Origin of the sequence: Paraburkholderia piptadeniae, from assembly GCF_900007165.1 — a bacterium.
Classification (GTDB): domain Bacteria; phylum Pseudomonadota; class Gammaproteobacteria; order Burkholderiales; family Burkholderiaceae; genus Paraburkholderia; species Paraburkholderia piptadeniae.
In genome coordinates this window covers 44,365-63,370 of record NZ_CYGY02000050.1, presented here as the reverse complement: position 1 = coordinate 63,370, position 19,006 = coordinate 44,365, and the positions used below count along the sequence as shown (strand labels likewise).

General features: G+C 64.7%; 13 protein-coding genes. 6 read left to right on the top strand and 7 right to left on the bottom strand.

The annotated features are described in order from the left end of the window. Positions 1–35: 35 nt before the first annotated feature. The 3 genes from BN2476_RS25525 to BN2476_RS25515 form a co-directional block, all read right to left on the bottom strand. Entirely contained in the window at positions 36–4,880 is a 4,845-nt protein-coding gene (locus BN2476_RS25525) for an NAD-glutamate dehydrogenase (RefSeq protein ID WP_087737077.1), read from the bottom strand. Positions 4,881–5,217: 337 nt separating this feature from the next. Then, positions 5,218–6,024, bottom strand: coding sequence for an alpha/beta fold hydrolase (locus BN2476_RS25520; RefSeq protein ID WP_087736946.1), 807 nt, complete (start codon positions 6,022–6,024; stop codon positions 5,218–5,220). Next, positions 6,021–7,058 (bottom strand): M14 family zinc carboxypeptidase, encoded by a 1,038-nt coding sequence (locus BN2476_RS25515; protein ID WP_087736945.1) that lies wholly within the window; start codon positions 7,056–7,058, stop codon positions 6,021–6,023. The genes BN2476_RS25520 and BN2476_RS25515 overlap by 4 nt, the downstream gene beginning before the upstream one ends. Positions 7,059–7,330: 272 nt before the next feature. Between BN2476_RS25515 and phnC the strand changes: the two genes are divergently transcribed. The 4 genes from phnC (at position 7,331) to BN2476_RS25495 (ending at position 11,095) form a co-directional block, all read left to right on the top strand. Beyond that, positions 7,331–8,182, top strand: coding sequence for a phosphonate ABC transporter ATP-binding protein (gene phnC, locus BN2476_RS25510; protein WP_087736944.1), 852 nt, complete (start codon positions 7,331–7,333; stop codon positions 8,180–8,182). Between the two features lie 54 nt (positions 8,183–8,236). Next, the gene (gene phnD / locus BN2476_RS25505; protein WP_087736943.1) at positions 8,237–9,208 is read left to right on the top strand and encodes a phosphonate ABC transporter substrate-binding protein; all 972 of its coding nucleotides are present in this window, start codon (positions 8,237–8,239) and stop codon (positions 9,206–9,208) included. After that, complete coding sequence (gene phnE / locus BN2476_RS25500; RefSeq protein WP_087736942.1) at positions 9,205–10,038, top strand: phosphonate ABC transporter, permease protein PhnE; 834 nt, start codon at positions 9,205–9,207, stop codon at positions 10,036–10,038. Before phnD ends, phnE begins: the two co-directional genes overlap by 4 nt. A 220-nt stretch (positions 10,039–10,258) precedes the next feature. Further along, positions 10,259–11,095 (top strand): EamA family transporter, encoded by an 837-nt coding sequence (locus tag BN2476_RS25495; RefSeq protein ID WP_087736941.1) that lies wholly within the window; start codon positions 10,259–10,261, stop codon positions 11,093–11,095. Between the two features lie 39 nt (positions 11,096–11,134). On the opposite strand, the gene pdxR is transcribed toward BN2476_RS25495, so the two are convergent. Further along, positions 11,135–12,691, bottom strand: coding sequence for a MocR-like pyridoxine biosynthesis transcription factor PdxR (gene pdxR, locus BN2476_RS25490; RefSeq protein ID WP_087736940.1), 1,557 nt, complete (start codon positions 12,689–12,691; stop codon positions 11,135–11,137). A 119-nt stretch (positions 12,692–12,810) separates the two neighbouring features. Here pdxR and BN2476_RS25485 point away from each other — a divergent pair, with 119 nt between their 5' ends. Together BN2476_RS25485 and BN2476_RS25480 are read left to right on the top strand one after the other, a co-directional pair. Beyond that, the gene (locus BN2476_RS25485) at positions 12,811–14,094 is read left to right on the top strand and encodes a 4-aminobutyrate--2-oxoglutarate transaminase (protein WP_087737076.1); all 1,284 of its coding nucleotides are present in this window, start codon (positions 12,811–12,813) and stop codon (positions 14,092–14,094) included. 29 nt (positions 14,095–14,123) lie between these two features. Beyond that, on the top strand, positions 14,124–15,590 hold the full coding sequence (locus tag BN2476_RS25480) for an NAD-dependent succinate-semialdehyde dehydrogenase (RefSeq protein WP_087736939.1): 1,467 nt from the start codon (positions 14,124–14,126) through the stop codon (positions 15,588–15,590). A gap of 190 nt (positions 15,591–15,780) precedes the next feature. Here the strand turns inward: BN2476_RS25480 and BN2476_RS25475 are convergent, their stop codons facing one another. From BN2476_RS25475 to BN2476_RS25465, 3 genes are read right to left on the bottom strand one after another with little or no spacing between them, the layout of a single operon-like run. Beyond that, entirely contained in the window at positions 15,781–16,893 is a 1,113-nt protein-coding gene (locus BN2476_RS25475; RefSeq protein WP_087736938.1) for an acetoin dehydrogenase dihydrolipoyllysine-residue acetyltransferase subunit, read from the bottom strand. A gap of 36 nt (positions 16,894–16,929) precedes the next feature. Further along, a complete protein-coding gene (locus BN2476_RS25470; RefSeq protein ID WP_087736937.1) occupies positions 16,930–17,934 on the bottom strand; it encodes an alpha-ketoacid dehydrogenase subunit beta in 1,005 nt (334 codons plus the stop codon). Between the two features lie 38 nt (positions 17,935–17,972). Beyond that, entirely contained in the window at positions 17,973–18,956 is a 984-nt protein-coding gene (locus tag BN2476_RS25465) for a thiamine pyrophosphate-dependent dehydrogenase E1 component subunit alpha (protein WP_087736936.1), read from the bottom strand. Positions 18,957–19,006 lie beyond the last annotated feature (50 nt).

Here is a 19,006-nt window from a genome sequence, read left to right as displayed (position 1 = left end):
GCGCGCCGTCGTCGGGCGCGCCGCCCTTCCCCTCTTCACTGGCGTTCGAGCGTCGCCATTGCGCCGACCACGACGAGCAGCATCGACAGACTCGCGCCGCCTGCCGCGCGCAGGTCCGTCAGCAGTTGCGCATAGCGCCCGAGCACCGCTTCGCGCTTGCTGCGCCACGCATCGACGACGGCTTGCGCGTCGTTCGCGTCGGGCGTTTCGGCGAGCGCGCCCGTGGTCAGCGCGCGCTTCAGGCGCCCGAGTTCGGCCAGCGCGCCCGCGCGCGCGATCACATCCCAGTTCGCCGGCGTCGGCAGTTCCGCTGCGCGTTCGCCGATCCAGCCGTAGTTCAGCTGCGTGCCCAACGCGAAATACACGCCTGCCACGAGCTCGATACTGCGCTGCGTCGCCGATGCGACTTCCGCGATATCGAGCAGCGCGGCCGGAATGTCGCCGCTCGCCACGCGCACGGCAAGCTCGCTGTCGACGCCCGCGTCGACAAGCACGCGCTGCCGCTCGGACAACGCTTCGATATCCGCTGCGGGCAGCAGCATCGGCAGTTGCGGCGCGAGCCGTTGCGCGGCATCGCGGCACCGCGTGATCAGGTCGGTCACGCTCGCATCCTTCACGTCGCCCGACTTCAGATGACGCAGAATCCACAGCGCAGCGCGCTCCAGCAGCTTCGTGATCTCGACGAACATGCGCGCCTGCACGTCGTCGGCAACGCGGTTGTCGAGCGCATCGATGTTGCGCCACACGTCGTTCAGATCGAAGATGTCGCGCGCGACGATGCACGCGCGCACGATGTCGCCGGGACTCACATCGGCTTCTTCCATCATTCGCAGCACGAACGCGCTGCCGACGCGGTTGATCAGCGCATTCGTCAGATGCGTCGCGAGAATCTCGCGGCGCAGCGGATGGCGCCGCATCGGCTCGCCGAAGCGCTGACGCAGCGGCTTCGGAAAGTAATCGACGAGCATGTCCGCGACGAGGGGATCTTCGGGCACATCGGATTCGAGCAGCGCATCGTAGAGCCACATCTTGCTGTACGCGAGCAGCACCGCGCGCTCGGGCGACGTCAGACCCTGTTTGGCCGCATGACGTTCGTTGATTTCATCGTCGGTGGGCAGGAACTCGATCACGCGATTCAGGCGGCCGTTGCGTTCGAGGTAACGCATCATCCGCGTTTCGGCATCGAGCATCTCGGCGGCATAGCGTCCCGCGATCGACAGCGCCTGGGTCTGATAGTAGTTGTCCTGCAACACGAGCAGGCCGACTTCCTCTGTCATTTCCGCGAGCAGCGCGTTGCGCTGTTTCTCCGTCATCTCGCCGTCCGCGACCACGAGGCCGAGCAGGATCTTGATGTTCACTTCGTGGTCCGAGCAATCGACGCCCGCCGAATTGTCGATCGCATCCGTATTCACGCGGCCGCCGTGCTGCGCGAATTCGATGCGCCCCAGTTGCGTGAGGCCGAGATTGCCGCCTTCCGCGACCACCTTGCAGCGCAGATCGGAACCGTTCACGCGCACGGCGTCGTTGGTCTTGTCGCCGACCTGCGCATGCGTTTCGCGGCTCGCCTTCACGTAGGTGCCGATGCCGCCGTTGTACAGCAGATCGACGGGCGCATGAAGGATCGCGCGTATCAGTTCCGTCGGCGCCAGCGCGGCGGCCGTGATGCCGAGCATCGACTGCACGGCCGCCGAAAGCGGGATCGTCTTCGCGCTGCGCGCGAACACGCCGCCGCCCGCCGAGATCAGCGACGGGTCATAGTCGGCCCAGCTCGAGCGCTCCAGTGCGAACAGACGCTCGCGTTCGGCAAAGCTCGCGGCAGGATCGGGATTCGGATCGAGAAAGATGTGCCGATGATCGAACGCGGCAATGAGGCGGATATGCGGCGACAGCAGCATGCCGTTGCCGAACACGTCGCCCGACATGTCGCCGACGCCGACCACCGTGAAATCGGCCGATTGCGTATCGACGCCCATTTCGCGGAAATGGCGCTTCACCGATTCCCACGCGCCGCGCGCGGTGATGCCCATCTTCTTGTGGTCGTAGCCGACCGAGCCGCCCGACGCGAACGCATCGTCGAGCCAGAAGCCGTACTCCTGCGAAATCGCGTTCGCGTAATCGGAGAACGTTGCCGTGCCCTTGTCCGCGGCGACGACGAGATACGGATCGTCGGGATCATGACGCACGATGTCGGGCGGCGGCACGATCGCGCCGGCCGACAGGTTGTCGGTGAGATCGAGCAGGCCGCGCAGGAACGTCTGATAGCACGCGACGCCTTCGCGCATCCACGTTTCGCGATCGGTCGGCGGCGGCGGGTTCTTCACGACGAAGCCGCCCTTCGATCCGACGGGCACGATCACGACGTTCTTCACCATCTGCGCCTTCATCAGGCCGAGCACTTCGGTGCGGAAATCCTCGCGCCGGTCGGACCAGCGCAAGCCGCCGCGCGCGACGCGTCCGCCGCGCAGATGCACGCCTTCGACGCGCGGCGAGTACACCCATATTTCGAACATCGGCTTGGGCTCGGGCAGGCCCGGCACCTTCGCCGGATCGAACTTGAACGACAGATACGGGCGCGGATTCCCGACCGCATCGCGCCGGTAGTAGTTCGTGCGCTGCGTCGCGTTGATCACGCCGAGGAACTGGCGCAGGATGCGGTCCTCGTCGAGATTCGGCACCTGGTCCAGCGCGGCTTCGATCGTTTGCAGCATCTTGTCGATGCGTGCGTCGCGCGTCGCGCCCGTCGCCGGCTCCGAACGCGCGACGAACAGCTCGACCAGCATCCGCGCGATCGCCGGATTGCCCGTCAGCGCGCGCTCGATATACGCATCGCTGAACGTCGAGCCGACCTGCCGCAAGTACTTCGCATACGCGCGCAAGATCGTCACTTCGCGTGCGCTCAGTTGCGCGCGCAGCACGAGCCGATTGAAGTTGTCGTTCTCGATGTCACCCGTCCAGACGCGCTCGAATGCATCTTCGAACAGGTCCTTCGCGCGCTCGATGTCGAACTCCGTGTCGTCGGCAAGCTCCAGGCCGAAATCGTGAATCCACGCGGGCGCGGCGTCCTGCACCTGGATCAGATAAGGCCGCTCTTCATCGACGCGCACACCGAGATGCTCGAGCATCGGCAGGCTGCGCGACAGCGCAATCGGCTCGCCGACGCGATACACCTTGAAGCGGAATGAGCGCGGACCCGATTCGATGGGACGGTACAGGTTCATCGCGAGATGCTCGGTGCCCTGCACGCGTTCGATCAGCTCGATATCGCGCACGGCCGTGCGCGCCGGATAGTCGTCGCGGTAGCCGGCAGGGAACGAATCGCCGTACTGCTGCAACAGGCGATTGCCCTGCTCTTCGCCGAATGCGTCGAGCAATGCGTCGGCGAGATCGTCCTGCCAGCGGCGCGCCACCTGGATGAGCCGCACCTCGAGTTCGCGCGTATCGACGTCGGGCATCGCACCCGGCTCCGCATGCACGACGAAGTGAATGCGCGCAAGCGTCGACTCGGATAGCAGCGGCGTGAACTCGGCGTTGGTGCCGTTGAACGCGGCCATCAGCAGCCTCGCGATGCGCCGGCGCAGGTCGGTGTTGTACTTGTCGCGCGGCACGAACACGAGGCACGACACGAAACGGTCGAAGCGGTCGCGCCGCACGAACATCCGCGTGCGCTGATGCTCCTGCAAGCGCAGCACGCCCATCGCGGTGTCGTAGAGCTGGTTCTCGTCGGCCTGGAAAAGCTCGTCGCGCGGGTACGTCTCCAGCACGGTCACGAGCGATTTGCCGAGATGCCCTTTCGGCAGAAAGCCCGCGCGCCGCACGATGTTCGCGCATTTGCGGCGCACGATCGGAATCTCCGATGCCGGCGCGGTATAGGCCGTCGATGTGTAAAGCCCGATGAACCGCCGTTCGCCCGAAATCTTGCCGTCCGGCCCGACGAGCTTCACGCCGACATAGTCGAGATAGCCGGGACGATGCACCGTCGCGCGCGAATTGGCCTTGGTCAGAAAGATGGGGAGGGAGCCTGCGATGATGTCGGCGGCGGCGGGCGGCAACGGCGTCACGTCGGAGCCGCCCTGCGGCCGCATCGACTCGCGCAGAATGCCGGAGCCCGAGCCCGCCACGCCGCGCAAGCCGTACTGGCCGTCGTGCCTGACGAGCTCGTAGTCGCGCTGGCCAAGAAACGTGAAGTGGTCCGCGACCATCCATTCGAGAAACGCGCGCGCTTCGACGCCTTCCGGGCTCGTTTCGCGCACCGCCATGTCCTTGATCGTCGCGCGCGCGGTCTCGACGATCTTCGGCCAGTCTTCGACGGCGGCGCGCACATCGCCGAGCACCTTCGCGATGTCGTTGCGCAATGCGTCGAGCTTCGCGGCATCGCCGCAGCGATCCACCTCGAAATGAATGAACGACGCGAGTTGCGAGCGGCCGTCGTCGGAAGAAGAGGCGTCCGTTGGCGCTACGCGTTCGATGCCGCCGTCGCTGCCGCGCCAGATGCGAAACACCGGGTGCAGCACCGAATGCAGCGAAAGGCCGAGGCGGTTGACGGCCATCGCTACGGAATCGACGAGAAACGGCATGTCGTCGTTGACGATCTCGATCACCGTGTGATCGGAGTGCCAGCCGTGCTGCTCGAGTATCGGGTTGTAGACGCGCAGGCGTTCGCTGCCTGGTACGAAGCGCTGCGCGGTTTGCCAGTGCGCCATCGCGGCGCCGTACAGATCTGCAATGCCGCGGCTTTGCAGATCGTCGGCATCCGCAAAGTCGTAGTAGCGGCGCAGGAGCGGCTCGACGACTTTGAATGCCGGTTCGGGCAACCGCCCTCTTGCGAACTCGACGACATCGTTGAGCAGATGTACAACGGCTTCTTCGTTCTTCGCTTGCATGACGTCCTCCGCGATGGGCGACAATCGACTGCATCGATAGAAGCGCATTATGCACCCGTCGGATCGAAACCGATTGTGCACGCGCACATCGAACGACATCGACCACGCTTGCTTGCGGCTGTGACAGAAGCGTGTCGAATCCAGGGCATAAAAGCCCTTTGGAAATAGATAAAAACGCTTCGTTCTGTTACCTGACGAACATGGGTCAGGGTTCTTCTTATTGGCGTCGTCAGCGTCGATGCACTAGGCTTTTAGGTTCGCTTTAAAGCGTGCATCCATGACGTATAAAGCCGTATTGCGGATTTCATGACCGCATTGAGCGGCTAATCCATTCTCCTCATTTTCTTTCACACCCGGCTGTCTGCGCGAGCCAGGCGCGAATGCGCCCGACGGTCCATGCGGGGTCGTCGTGAGGCAGGTCGTGACCGGCCCATGGATGCATCCAGTGATCCGCGCCCCACGCGGCAGCCAGCGATACCGAGCACGCCGGATCGACGAGCCCGTCCTCGCGCGACGACAGCACGAGCGTCGCGCACGCGGGCCGCCGCTTTCCCGCGCTGAAGCGCGCCGCCGCAAGCAGCTGGCGCAGCGCGTTCGCGCGGCTCACGGGCGCGCTCGCGCGAATGTCCGTCCACGTATTCAGGTCGGCGGCACGCGTCTTGCCGTTGTTGCACGTCAGCCGGTGAATCACGCCCTCGGCGATGGACGGCGCATTCCAATGCCGCGCGGCGCGCAAGAGCCCGGGCCATGCCTGGGGACGCAACCTTTCGTCGAAACGGCTGAACGGCCGCATGCTGGTGTTGATCAGCACGAGCCGCGCGATTTCGTCGGGATGCCGCTGCGCCCAGCAGGTCGCGACCATGCCGCCCAACGACATCGCCAGCACGCAGTACGGCCCCGGCGCGCCGCGTTCGCGCGCGGCCGCTCGCACGAAATCGACCATCTCCGCCACGCGCAGCGGCGCGCGCAGGTCCGCGTATTCGCCGTTGCCGGGCAGGTCGATGGTGAGCACGCGCTCGCGCGGATTTCCCACTACCGGCGTAACGCCAGCGACGCCGTCGAGCGCCTCGCGCAACGCATCGGGCAGCGCGCCCCAGTGTCTCGCCTCGCGTGTCAGGCCACGCAGCAGAATCCACGTGTTCATTTGCGCTCGGACTTGTACCAGTGATCGATCGCGTGATCGAGCAGCTCATCGCGGCGGTGGCCTTGCGGCAGCCAGCGCTGCGGCGCATACGCGGCGCGCGTCAGGAAATCGAGCAGATTCGCGTGACGCCGCAACACACGCGCCGTGCGATGCGCCTTCACGGGATTGAACATGCCCTGCCGCGAAAAGATCTGCCGCGGATTCTTCTTGATCCACAGCCACGAGCCGAGCTCGAGCGTCATCGGCAGAAAGATGTTGGGCGGCGGCGTGCGGTCATAGGCCCAGTCCCACAGGTCGCCGTGCAGCAGGTATTGATGGCTCTGCGGCTCGAATATGTAGCCGTGGTGCGGATGCGCGCGTTCGAACATCGTCTTGAGCGCGTACATCTCCGGCAGATGCGCCATCGCGCGGCGCGTCTTCGCGTACGGAAACCAGATGCTGTCGGTCCAGCCGTAGCCCGAATGGCAATCGAGCGCGAACGACAGCGGCCGCACTGCCAGCTCTTCTTCGACGACGCGCAGCAGTGCCGCCGCCTCCACCTCCATCGGCGCGCCGCGCCGTCCGCGATACCACGGCAGCCATGGGCCGACGCGCTGTCCGCCCGCGAGCCACGGCACGCGTTCCTCGGCGTCCTGCGGCGCGTTGCGCATCAGGTCGACGCCGTTCGGATTCGCGCGCGTCGCGGCCCACATGCCGCCAGGATTGACGATCGGCATGAAGATGAGGCGGATCGATTGAAGCTGGCGCACGAGCAGCTCGTCCCATTCGAGCCGCCCGAGCAGCGCGCGCATGTAGTCGAGGACGAGTTGGGTGCCGATCCGTTCGAGCCCGTGGATGCCGCCGAAAAAGCCGATTGCAGGCGCCCGCGGATCGCGCGAGCCGATGCTCGCGGTGTGCACGAAGAAGGTTCTGCCGTGAGCGCGCGTTTCGCAAACGGTATGAATCTCGAAGCTGCCGCTGCCGACGTCGAGTATCGCCTTCAGATCTTCGTACTCCGTGAACGTATCGGGCAAAAAGCTGAGAGCGTGTGGCATGGGCGGCGCCCGTTGTGGAGGTTATTGGAGACGGCTCACGCGCTGATGCCTTCAACTATAGCGGTTCGCGCTTGCCAATGGATGACAGACGGCGGACAACGCCTCGCCTGTCATACGCCTGACACATTGCAGCGCTTTTCGCGCCGTTTTCGGGTCTTGTCGAAAAGATATAGTCGTCTAGATGTTGCGACACCTTCACTCAACCGTCATACACGCTTTCTAAAATGTTCCACAACTTCCGGCAAAGCACCGGAGTCATCGACAGGACACACATGGACGCAATCCGCATCGAACGTCTGAGCAAGACTTTCAGCAATGGTCGCAAGGCGCTCGACGAAATCGACCTGCGAGTCGAACAAGGCGAAATGGTCGCGCTGATCGGCGCGTCCGGCTCGGGCAAATCGACATTGCTGCGTCACATCGCCGGCTTCACGGCATCGGATGCGCAGCCCTCGCAGATCTCGATACTCGGCCGCCCGATCCAGCAGAACGGCCGCATCGTGCGCGAAGTGCGCAGCATTCGCCGCGACATCGGCTTCGTATTCCAGCAGTTCAATCTCGTGAACCGGCTGAGCGTCGAAGCAAACGTGCTGATCGGCGCGCTCGCGCGGCTGCCGCTGTGGCGCCGGCTCACGGGCGCCTTTCCGCGCGGCGAACGCCAGCTGTCGATGTCGGCGCTGAATGAGGTCGGCATCGGCGAGCATGCGCGCGAACGCGCGTCGAACCTGTCGGGCGGCCAGCAGCAGCGCGCAGCGCTGGCGCGCACGCTCGTGCAGCAGGCGCGCATCATTCTCGCCGACGAACCCATCGCATCGCTCGACCCCGAGTCGTCGCGCCGCGTGATGGACATGCTGCGCACGCTCAACATCGAGCACCAGTTGACGGTGCTGGTGTCGCTGCATCAGGTCGATATCGCGATGCAGTACTGCAAGCGCACGATCGCGATGCGGCGCGGCAAGGTCGTCTATGACGGGCCTTCTTCGGCGCTCACGCCCGCGCTGTTGCAAAAGCTCTATGGCGACGACGCGCGTGAATTGCTCGAGGACAACCCCGCCGCCGACAGCACGCCCGGCACGACGTCCCGCGCGTGCGTCATACCGTTCGATGCGGCACGCTCCGCCTGATCGCTTTCTTCAACCGTAACGCAGTAACCGACTCACTCACCTGGATCAGAACTCATGAAATTTTTGCGCTCTCTGCTCGTCGGCGTCGCAGCCGTATCGGCTTTCGCCAGCTTCGCCGCTCAAGCCGAAGACCTGAACCTCGGCATCATCTCGACCGATTCGTCGTCGGTGCTCAAGCAACGCTGGCAGCCGCTCATCGACGACATGAACAAGCAGACGGGGCTGAACGTCAAGGCGTTCTTCGCGACCGACTACGCGGGCATCATCGAAGGCATGCGTTTCAACAAGGTGCAGGTCGCGTATCTCGGCAATGCATCGGCGATGGAAGCCGTCGACCGCTCGAATGGCGAAGTGTTCGCCAAGACGACGTATGCGAACGGCGAAGCCGGCTACTACTCGCTGCTGATTACGAACGTGAAGAGCCGCTTCAAGACGCTCGACGACGTGTTCAAGAACACGAAGGACGTGACCCTCGGCTTCGGCGATCCGAACTCGACGTCGGGCACGCTGATTCCCGGCTACTACCTGTTCGCGAAGAACAACGTGAACGTGCGCACGGGCTTCAAGACGGTGATGCCCGCGAGCCACGAAGCGAACCTGCTCGCCGTCGTGAACAACAAGGTCGACATCGCGACGAACAACACCGAGCAGCTCGACTCGCTGCAGAAGCACCACCCGGAGCAGTTCGCGCAAGTGCGCGTGCTGTGGAAGTCGCCGCTGATTCCGTCGGACCCGCTCGTGTATCGCAAGGATCTGCCGGACGCCACGAAGGAAAAGGTGCGCAAGTTCTTCTACGGCTACGGCAAGACCGACGCGCATGAAAAGGCCGTGCTGGCGAACATTTTCGGCTATAGCGGATTTGCGCCGTCGACGGATGCGCAGCTTGCGCCCGTTCGCCAGGTCGCGCTGTTCCAGCAGAAGCAGAAGATCGAAGCCGACACGTCGCTGTCCGACGCGGACCGCAAGACGCAGACGGCCGCGATCGACGCCAAGCTGTCCGCACTCGGCGCAGCACAAAAGCAATGAACGCAGCCGACCTGAGCGCCGACCGCTCGACCACTTCGTCCGCACAGCCATCGAAGGCGACGGCTGCTGCTGCGGGCAAGCGCAGCTGGACATCGCTCGTCGGCTGGATTGCCGTGATCGCCGTGCTGGGCCTGTCGTGGCATCCCGCCGACATGCGCCCGCTCGATCTGCTGTCCGACTCGGGCAACATGGGTCAGTTCGCGCGGGACTTCTTTCCGCCTGACTTCAGCGACTGGCGCACGTATGTGCACGAAATGATGGTGACGTTCGCCGTCGCGGTGTGGGGCACCGCCCTGTCGCTCGTGTGCGCGGTGCCGTTCGGACTGCTGTCCGCGCACAACATGGCGCCCGCGTGGGTCGTGCAGCCCGTGCGCCGCATCATGGACGCGTGCCGCGCGATCAACGAAATGGTGTTCGCGATGCTGTTCATCGTCGCGGTCGGTCTCGGGCCGTTTGCGGGCGTGCTGGCGTTGTGGGTGCACACGACGGGCGTGCTCGCGAAGCTCTTCGCCGAAGCCGTCGAAGCCATCGATCCGCGTCCCGCCGAAGGCGTGCGCGCGACGGGCGCGTCGAGCCTCGACGAGATCATCTATGGCGTGCTGCCGCAAGTGCTGCCGCTGTGGATTTCGTATGCGCTGTACCGCTTCGAATCGAACGTGCGCTCGGCGATGGTGGTCGGCATGGTCGGCGCGGGCGGCATCGGCGTCGTGCTGTACGAGTCGATCCGCTCGTTCAACTACGCGCAGACGGCGGCCGTGATGCTGATGGTGATCGTCGTCGTGACGGTGATCGATCTGCTGTCGGCAAAGCTGCGCGAGCGCGTGATCTGAGCGTTCGCGCGTCTTCTGGACGCGGCGCTTGCAAGGGTCTCGATCAGGGCCCGTGCAAGCGCCGCGTTTTGTTTGGTGCTCTCCGTTCGGCGCGGGCCTGGACGCGCTAGCACGCCGCCCGCGCAATTTCCACAAATCCCCTCCTGTTCGCACAAAAAGCCACAACAACCCGCCCGACTGCGGAATAATCACTCTTTTGCTGTCCCCTCTTTTCCCTTCGATGGATACCCTCGTCGTTCTGCTCGTCCTGTTGTCCGCGATGCTCCATGCGAGCTGGAACGCGTTCCTGCGCCTCGCGGAAGACCGCATCTGGCTGCTCGGCATGATGTCGATTCCGTATATCGCCGTCAGCGCGATCGGCGTGGCCGTGCTGCCGCTGCCCGCGCCCGGCGCGTGGCCGTATATCGCCGCGTCCGTCGTGCTCGAATTCGGCTATTGCCTCGCGCTAATCCGCGCGTATCGCAGCGGCGACTTCGGACAGATCTATCCGATTGCGCGCGGGCTCTCGCCGCTGCTCGTGTTCGCCGGCGCGCTCGTGTTCGCGCACGAGTCGCTGAAGCCGCTCGCGGCGACGGGCGTCGCGCTGGTGTCGCTCGGCATCGTGTCGCTCGCGTTTCGCCGCGACATGCGCTTTTCCGGCGAAAGCGTGCCCTATGCGCTGCTGACGGGCCTCTTCATTGCGTCGTACTCGGTCGTCGATGGCATCGGCGCGCGCGTCGCGGGCAACGGCATGAGCTACATCATGTGGGTCTATCTGCTGTGGAACGTGCCCCAGTTCCTGCTCGTCTGGCATTGGCGCGGCGGCGCGAAGGGACTCTTCACGTCGCGCGAGACGATGCTCAAAGGGATGCTCTCGGGCGTGATCGCGCTGAGCGCGTATTGCCTGATCATCGAGGCATACCGCTATCTGCCCATCGCGATGGTGTCCGCGCTGCGCGAGCTCAGTTCGATTTTCGCGGTGCTGATCGGCTTTTCGTTCATGCACGAGAGGCTGACGGCGCGCCGTATCGTCGCTTGCACGCTCGTCACGCTCGGTGCGGTGCTGATCCGGCTATAGCTGCCGGACCGGCGTGAGTGTCACCGCGTTCACGCGCATTCACGCGAAGAGCGGCAACGTCGTATCGATCGCTTGCGCGAGCGTGTCGAACGCGGGCGCGATCTCTTCATCGGGTACGCACGCGTAGCCGATCAACAGCCCCGACTGCGCGCGCGACGCCTGCGCGTAATACCCAGACAGCGGACGCACGACGATATTGCGTTCGAGCGCGGCCGCGGCGACGGCACGGTCGTCGGTGCCTTCGGGCAGTTGCATCACCAGATGCAGGCCCGCATCGCCGCCGACCGCGGGCAACGCGTCGCCATAGCGCCGCGCGGCGGCGTCGAGCAATGCGGAACGCCGCTGGCCATAGAGCGTGCGCATCTTGCGGATGTGCGACGTGAAATGCCCTTCGCTGATGAACTCCGCGAGCATCGCCTGCTGTAGCAACTGCCCCTCGCGATACAGCTCAGCGCTCGCCGTCGCGAAACTCTCGGCCAGCGCCTCGGGCGCGACGAGATAGCCGATCCGCAGCCCCGGAAACAGCGTCTTGCCGAAGCTGCCGACATAGATCACCTGCCCCGTCGTGTCGAGACCCTGCAACGAAGCGAGCGGCCGGTTGCCGTAGCGGAATTCGCTGTCGTAGTCGTCCTCGATGATCCAGCAGTGGTGCTGCCGCGCGTATTCGAGCAGCATCCGCCGCCGCGCGAGACTCATCACCATGCCGAGCGGGTACTGGTGCGACGGCGTCACGAGCATCAGCTTCGGCGGATGCGCGAGATCGTCGGGCGAAGGGTTGATGCCTTCGTCGTCGACGGCAATCGGCCGCGACTTCAGTCCCGACACGTGCATCACGCTGCGCACGCCCCAATAGCACGGGTCTTCCGTCCAGATGACGTCGCCGGGATCGGACAGCAGACGCACGGCCAGATCGACGGACTGGTGAATGCCCGTCGTGATGACGATCTGCTCGGGCGTGCAGCGCACGGAGCGCGACGTGCGCAAATAGTCCGCGAGCGCGTGGCGCAACAGGGACAGGCCGCCGCCCGGCGCATACGTCAGCAGATCGGGCCGCAGACGCCGCCAGTACTTGTTGTGCAGTCGGCTCCACACGCGCGCGGGAAAGCGCGTCACATCGGGCACGCCGGGCATGAACGCGCCCCACTGACGCTTGGACACGCCCGCGCCCGCGATCAGCCGCGAACCGCGCTGCGACAACGCCCGCGCGGCGGGCTGCGTGTCCAGCAGCGCTTTGGACCTTGCAGGCGGCAACGCCTGCTGCAACGGCTCCAACGCGCTCGAGCGCATCGGCGTGGCCTGCGCATCGGGCGATCCGACGATTTCATCCGGCGACGTATCGGCGACGAACGTGCCGCGCCCCGTGGCCGACGTCACATAGCCTTCCAGCGCCAGCTGCTCGTAGACCTGCGTGACGGTATTGCGCGCGATGCCCAGTTCGTTCGCGAGCAGCCGCGACGACGGCACCTTGCTGCCCGCGGGCAACTCCCGCGTGAGGATCGCCTGTTGAAGCAGCCGGTGCAGCTGCCGATACACGGGCTGACCGTTGCCACGGTCCAGACGCTGGGCCAGCCAGTCGGACAACACGCTCGCGCGCATAAATTGGCTCCTGGTTTTTTATTGAAATGGCTCTGAAACCTAGAGCCAAATATAAGTATAGTCGGTGCATGTGCCGCGATGAGCGCGAGCGCCCGAACGAACCCAACCAGGAGATCTCCGTGAAGAATGCCGAACTGAAGAGCCGCAAGGACGCCGCCACGCCGCGCGGCGTGGGCGTGATGTGCGATTTCTACGCTGCGCGCGCGGAGAACGCGGAGCTATGGGACATCGAGGGCCGCCGCGTGATCGACTTCGCGGCGGGCATTGCCGTGTGCAACACGGGCCATCGTCATCCGAAGATCGTCGAGGCCGTGCGCGCGCAGCTGGACCAGTTCACGCACACGGCGTATCAGATCGTGCCGTACGCGTCGTATGTCGAGCTGGCCGAGAAGATCAACCAGCGCGCGCCGGGCGACTATCCGAAAAAGACGGCTTTCTTCACGACGGGCGCCGAGGCCGTCGAAAACGCGATCAAGATCGCGCGCGCGGCGACGGGCCGTCCGGGCGTGATCGCGTTCACGGGCGCCTTCCACGGCCGCACGATGATGGGCATGGCGCTGACGGGCAAGGTCGCGCCGTACAAGCTGAACTTCGGCCCGTTCCCGGCCGACGTCTTCCACGCGCCGTTCCCGAATCCGCTGCATGGCGTGACGACGGCCGACTCGCTGAAGGCAATCGAGCATCTGTTCAAGGCCGACATCGATCCGAAGCGCGTCGCGGCGATCATCTTCGAGCCGGTGCAAGGCGAAGGCGGCTTCTATCCGGCGCCCGCCGAGTTCGTGCGCGCGCTGCGCAAGCTGTGCAACGAGCACGGCATTCTGCTGATCGCCGATGAAGTGCAAACGGGTTTTGCGCGCACGGGCAAGCTGTTCGCGATGCATCACTATGACGTCGTGCCCGATCTGATGACGATGGCCAAGAGCCTTGCAGGCGGCCTGCCGTTGTCGGGCGTGGTCGGCCGCGCCGATCTGATGGATGCCGCCGCGCCCGGCGGACTGGGCGGCACGTATGCGGGCAATCCATTGGCGGTGGCTGCGGCGCATGCCGTGCTGTCGATCATCGATGAAGAGAAGCTCTGCGAGCGCGCCGTCGAACTGGGCGACCGGCTCAAGGGCCGCCTGAGCGCGCTGCAAGCGGAAGTACCGCAGATGGCCGATGTGCGCGGGCCGGGCGGCATGGTGGCCGTCGAGTTCTGCAAGCCGGGCACGTCGGAGCCGGATGCCGATTTCACGAAGCGCGTGCAGACGCGCGCGCTCGAGCGCGGGCTTCTGCTGCTGGTTTGCGGCGTCTATTCGAACGTCATCCGGTTCCTGTTCCCGCTGACGATTCAGGATGCCGTCTTCGACGAGGCGCTCGCCATTCTCGAAGATGCGTTGAAAGAGACCGTGGGCGTCGCTGCCTGAAGTCACCGCCAAGCAAAGGACAAACCGAAATGACCGATCTGCGTAGCAAACTGAAAGACCCGGCGCTGCTGCAAAGCAAGGCGTATATCGACGGCGAATGGCAAGACGCCGACAACAACGAAACGTTCGAAGTGCTGAACCCGGCAACGGGCGAACTGGTCGCACACGTCCCGCGCATGGGCGCACAGGAAACGCGCCGTGCGATCGAAGCGGCGAACAAGGCCTGGCCCGCATGGAAGGCGAAGACGGGCAAGCAGCGCGCGGAAATCCTGCGCAAGTGGAACGACCTGATGCTCGCCAACGCCGACGACCTCGCGTTGATCCTGACGACGGAACAAGGCAAGCCGCTCGCCGAAGCCAAAGGCGAAATCGGCTATGCGGCTTCGTTCCTCGAATGGTTCGGTGAAGAAGCGAAGCGGGTCTACGGCGACACGATCCCGACAGTGGCCAGCGACAAGCGCATCGTCGTGACGAAAGAGCCCGTCGGCGTGTGCGCCGCGATTACGCCGTGGAATTTCCCGGCCGCGATGATCACCCGCAAGGTCGGTCCGGCTCTCGCGGCCGGCTGCCCGATCATCGTCAAGCCCGCTGAAGCCACGCCGCTGTCGGCGCTCGCGCTTGCCGTGCTCGCCGAGCGGGCGGGCGTGCCCGCCGGCATCTTCAGCGTCGTCACCGGCGATCCGAAACCGATCGGCGGCGAGATGACCAGCAACGCAACCGTGCGCAAGCTGTCGTTCACGGGCTCGACGGGTGTCGGGCGTCTGCTGATGGCGCAGTGCGCGCCGACGGTCAAGAAGGTCTCGCTCGAACTCGGCGGCAATGCGCCGTTCATCGTGTTCGATGACGCCGATCTCGATGCCGCCGTCGAAGGGGCGATCGCGTCGAAGTACCGCAACAGCGGCCAGACGTGCGTGTGCACGAACCGCTTCTATGTGCACGACAGCGTCTACGATGCGTTCGCTGAAAAGCTGAGCGCGGCCGTCGCCGGACTCAAGGTCGGATACGGCACCGAACAAGGCGTGCAGCAGGGTCCGCTCATCAACGAGGCCGCGGTGCTCAAGGTCGAATCGCATATCGAAGATGCGCTCGGCAAAGGCGCGCGCGTCGTCACGGGCGGCAAGCGTCATGCGCTCGGTCACGGCTTCTTCGAGCCGACCGTGCTCGCCGATGTCACGCCCGACATGAAGGTGGCCCGCGACGAAACGTTCGGCCCGCTCGCGCCGCTGTTCCGCTTCACGTCGGATGCCGAGGTGATCGAGATGGCGAACAGCACTGAATTCGGCCTCGCGTCGTACTTCTATAGCCGCGATATCGGCCGCATCTGGCGCGTCGCGGAAGCGCTGGAGTTCGGGATGGTCGGCATCAATACGGGCGCGATCTCGAATGAAGTCGCGCCGTTTGGCGGCGTCAAGCAGTCGGGCCTGGGCCGCGAAGGCTCGCACTATGGGATCGACGAGTATGTCGTGATCAAGTATATGTGTATGGGGGGTGTTTGATTCCCTGAGCAGCACGCGTAGACGAAACAGGCCGGTTGTCTCTCATGCAACCGGCCTGTTTGCTTCATCGCACCCCGCTCACCCCCAACCCCGCCGTCTCATCCGCATGATACGACGAGCGCCCGAGCGGTCCCGACACCACTTCACTGAAACCCAGCCTCAGTCCCCGTTCGCGGCGTGCCGTCCATCGTCACGCCCCGAAGAAATCGTTGAGCAAGCGGTTCACTTCGGATGCCGACTCCATCTGCACCATATGCCCCTTGCCTTGCAGCACATGCACGCGGATATCGCCGGGCAATCCCTGCGCGTGGCTCGCCGGAATGATCTGGTCCAGCTCGCCCCAGATCACGAGCGTGCGCGGCGCGAGACTGCCGATGCGATCGCGATAGTTGCGCTGCTGCACGCCCTCGTTGAACGACGACGACGCGATCTTCTGCAACGTTTCGCTCACGCCTTCGAGCCGCTTGTACTTCACGATGTCCTCGACGAGTTGCCGCGTGACGAGCGAACCATCGGCGAACAGCTTCGTCAGATGCGGCTTCAGCGTATTGCGGCTGTTGCCCGCGACGAATCCGTCGATGTACTCGCGGTTGATCTCGCTGCCGAGACCCGCGCCCGAGATCAGCGCCAGCGATGCCACGCGCTGCGGAGCCCTGTCGGCCACCGTCATCGCGACGAGACTGCCCATCGAGTGCCCGACGAGATGCGCCCGCTCGATGCCGCGATCGTCGAGAAACGCAATCACGCTGTCGGCGAGTTCGTCCGCGCTGCCCGACTCGACGGCTTTCGTCGATTCGCCATGCCCCGGCAAATCCAGCGCATACACCGTGCGATGCGCGGCAAGGTCGGCGTGATTGAACAGCCAGTTGTTCAGATCGCCGCCAAAGCCGTGGATCAGCACGGCGGGCGTGCCGCCGTCGCCGATCTTCAGGTAACGCACCGTGCGTCCGCCGATCTGCGCTTTCTCGGGCTGCGGGCCGGCGTCCGCTGAATCGGCGGCGAGCGGCACAAAGTCTCGCTGAAATGCTTCGACGGCTGCATCGATGTCGGCGTCCGCGTCGTCAGCGTCGGCCACCACGCCCAGCAGCGCGCCGACGGGCAGCGTGTCGCCTTCCTGCGCGATCTGCCGGCGCAACGTGCCGTCGAATGCGCATTCGACGGCCGACGCGATCTTGTCGCTCTCCACGTCGAGTACTTCATCGCCCTTCGCCACCTTGTCGCCTTGCGATTTCAGCCAGCCGTTGACCTGCCCCTGCTCCATTGACAGGCCCCACTTGGGCATCGTGATCATGTGAATCGACATTGCTCAGTTCCTCCCTTGGTGCATGTTGATGCCGCGTCAATGCTGCGTCTGCTTGACGGCTGCGGCGATCTTGTCCGCCGACGGGATGTAGAGATCTTCGAGCACGCCCGAGAATGGCGTGGGCGTATGCGGTGCCGTCACGATCTCGATCGGCGCCTTCAGCGAATGGAATGCCTTCCGCGCGACGAGCGCGGCGATGTCGGTCGCAACCGAGCAACGCGGATTGGCTTCGTCCACCACGACGACGCGGCCCGTGCGTTCCGCGCTTTCCAGAATCGTGTCTTCGTCGAGCGGCGACGTGGTGCGCAGATCGATCACCTCGGCCTTGATGCCGTCTTTCGCGAGCTCGTCGGCGGCGTCCGTTGCGTAATGCACCATGCGTCCATACGTGACGATGGTCGCGTCATCGCCTTCGCGCACGACGTTCGCTTCGCCGAACGGAATCGAATACAGCTCTTCGGGCACGTCGCCTTCGCGGCTATACAGCAGCTTGTGCTCGCAGAAGATGACGGGATCGTTGTCGCGGATCGCCTGGATCATCAGGCCTTTCGCGTCATACGGCGTCGACGGGCATACGACCTTGAGCCCCGGCACATGCGTGAACAGCGAGGTCAGCATCTGCGAATGCTGCGCGGCCGCGCGCAAACCCGCGCCCTGCATCGTGCGGATCACGACGGGCGTCACGGCATTGCCGCCGAACATGTAGCGGAATTTCGCGGCCTGATTGAAGATCTGATCGAAGCACACGCCCATGAAGTCGATGAACATCAGTTCGGCGACGGGACGCATGCCCGCTGCCGCCGCGCCCACGGCCGCGCCGATGAAGCCGCCCTCCGAGATCGGCGTGTCGAGCACGCGGCCCGGATACTTGTGGAAAAGCCCTTTCGTGACGCCGAGCACGCCGCCCCATGCGTCCTGCTCGCCGGGCGCGCCCGCGCCGCCCGCATTGTCTTCGCCCATCACGATGACGCTTTCGTCGCGCGCCATCTCCTGACTCAGTGCTTCGTTGATAGCCTGAGAAAACGTGATCTTGCGTGCCATGTCTGTCTCCTGGTTTGCCTGAAAGTAATTGCGTTCAATTACGGATACGACACGTACACGTCGGTCAGCAGATCGGCTTCTGTCGGCAGCGGCGCGGCTTTCGCCTTCACCACGGAATCTTCGATCAGCGCTTTCACGTCTGCGTCGATCTTGCGCAGATCGTCGGGCGTCAACATCTCCGCGCGCACGACGCGCTCTTCGAAACGCTTCAGGCAATCCTTTTCGTCGCGCAGCTTCTGCACTTCGCCCGGCGCGCGATAGGTCTGTGCATCGCCTTCGAAGTGGCCGAAGTAGCGCGACAGCTTCACTTCGATGAGCGTCGGCCCGCCGCCGCCACGTGCGCGTTCGATCGCTTCGCCTAGTGCTTCATGCACCGCGAAGAAATCGAAGCCGTCGACGATCACGCCCGGCATGCCGAAGCCGCTCGCGCGATCCGCGATGTTGTCCGACGACACCGACCATGTCGACGATGTCGCCTCCGCATAGCCGTTGTTCTCCGCAACGAAGATCGCGGGCAGGCGCCACACGCTTGCGAGGTTCATCGATTCGAAGATCACGCCCTGGTTCGACGCGCCATCGCCAAAGAAGCACACGCCCACGCCGCCCGTCTTCTTCAGCTTCGCCGCGAGCGCCGCGCCGCACACGAGCGGGCCGCCCGCGCCGACGATGCCGTTCGCGCCCAGCATCCCCTTCGACAGATCGGCGATATGCATCGAGCCGCCCTTGCCTTTGCACACGCCCGTCCGCCGGCCGTAGATCTCCGCCATCATCCCGTGCACGTCGACGCCCTTCGCGATGCAGTGACCGTGGCCGCGGTGCGTCGTCGCCACATAGTCGCGGTCGTTCAGATGCAGCATCGTGCCCACGGCCGACGCCTCCTCGCCCGCGTACAGGTGCACGAAACCGGGTATGTCGCCAGTCGCGAACTCGACGTGCAGGCGCTCTTCGAACTCGCGAATGGTGCGCATCGACCGATACGCTTCCAGCAATTTCTCCCTGCTCAACTGACTCGAAACAGACATGGTGTGTCTCCTTGATGATGTCGATCGTGACTGCAACGGTCGCGGAGTGG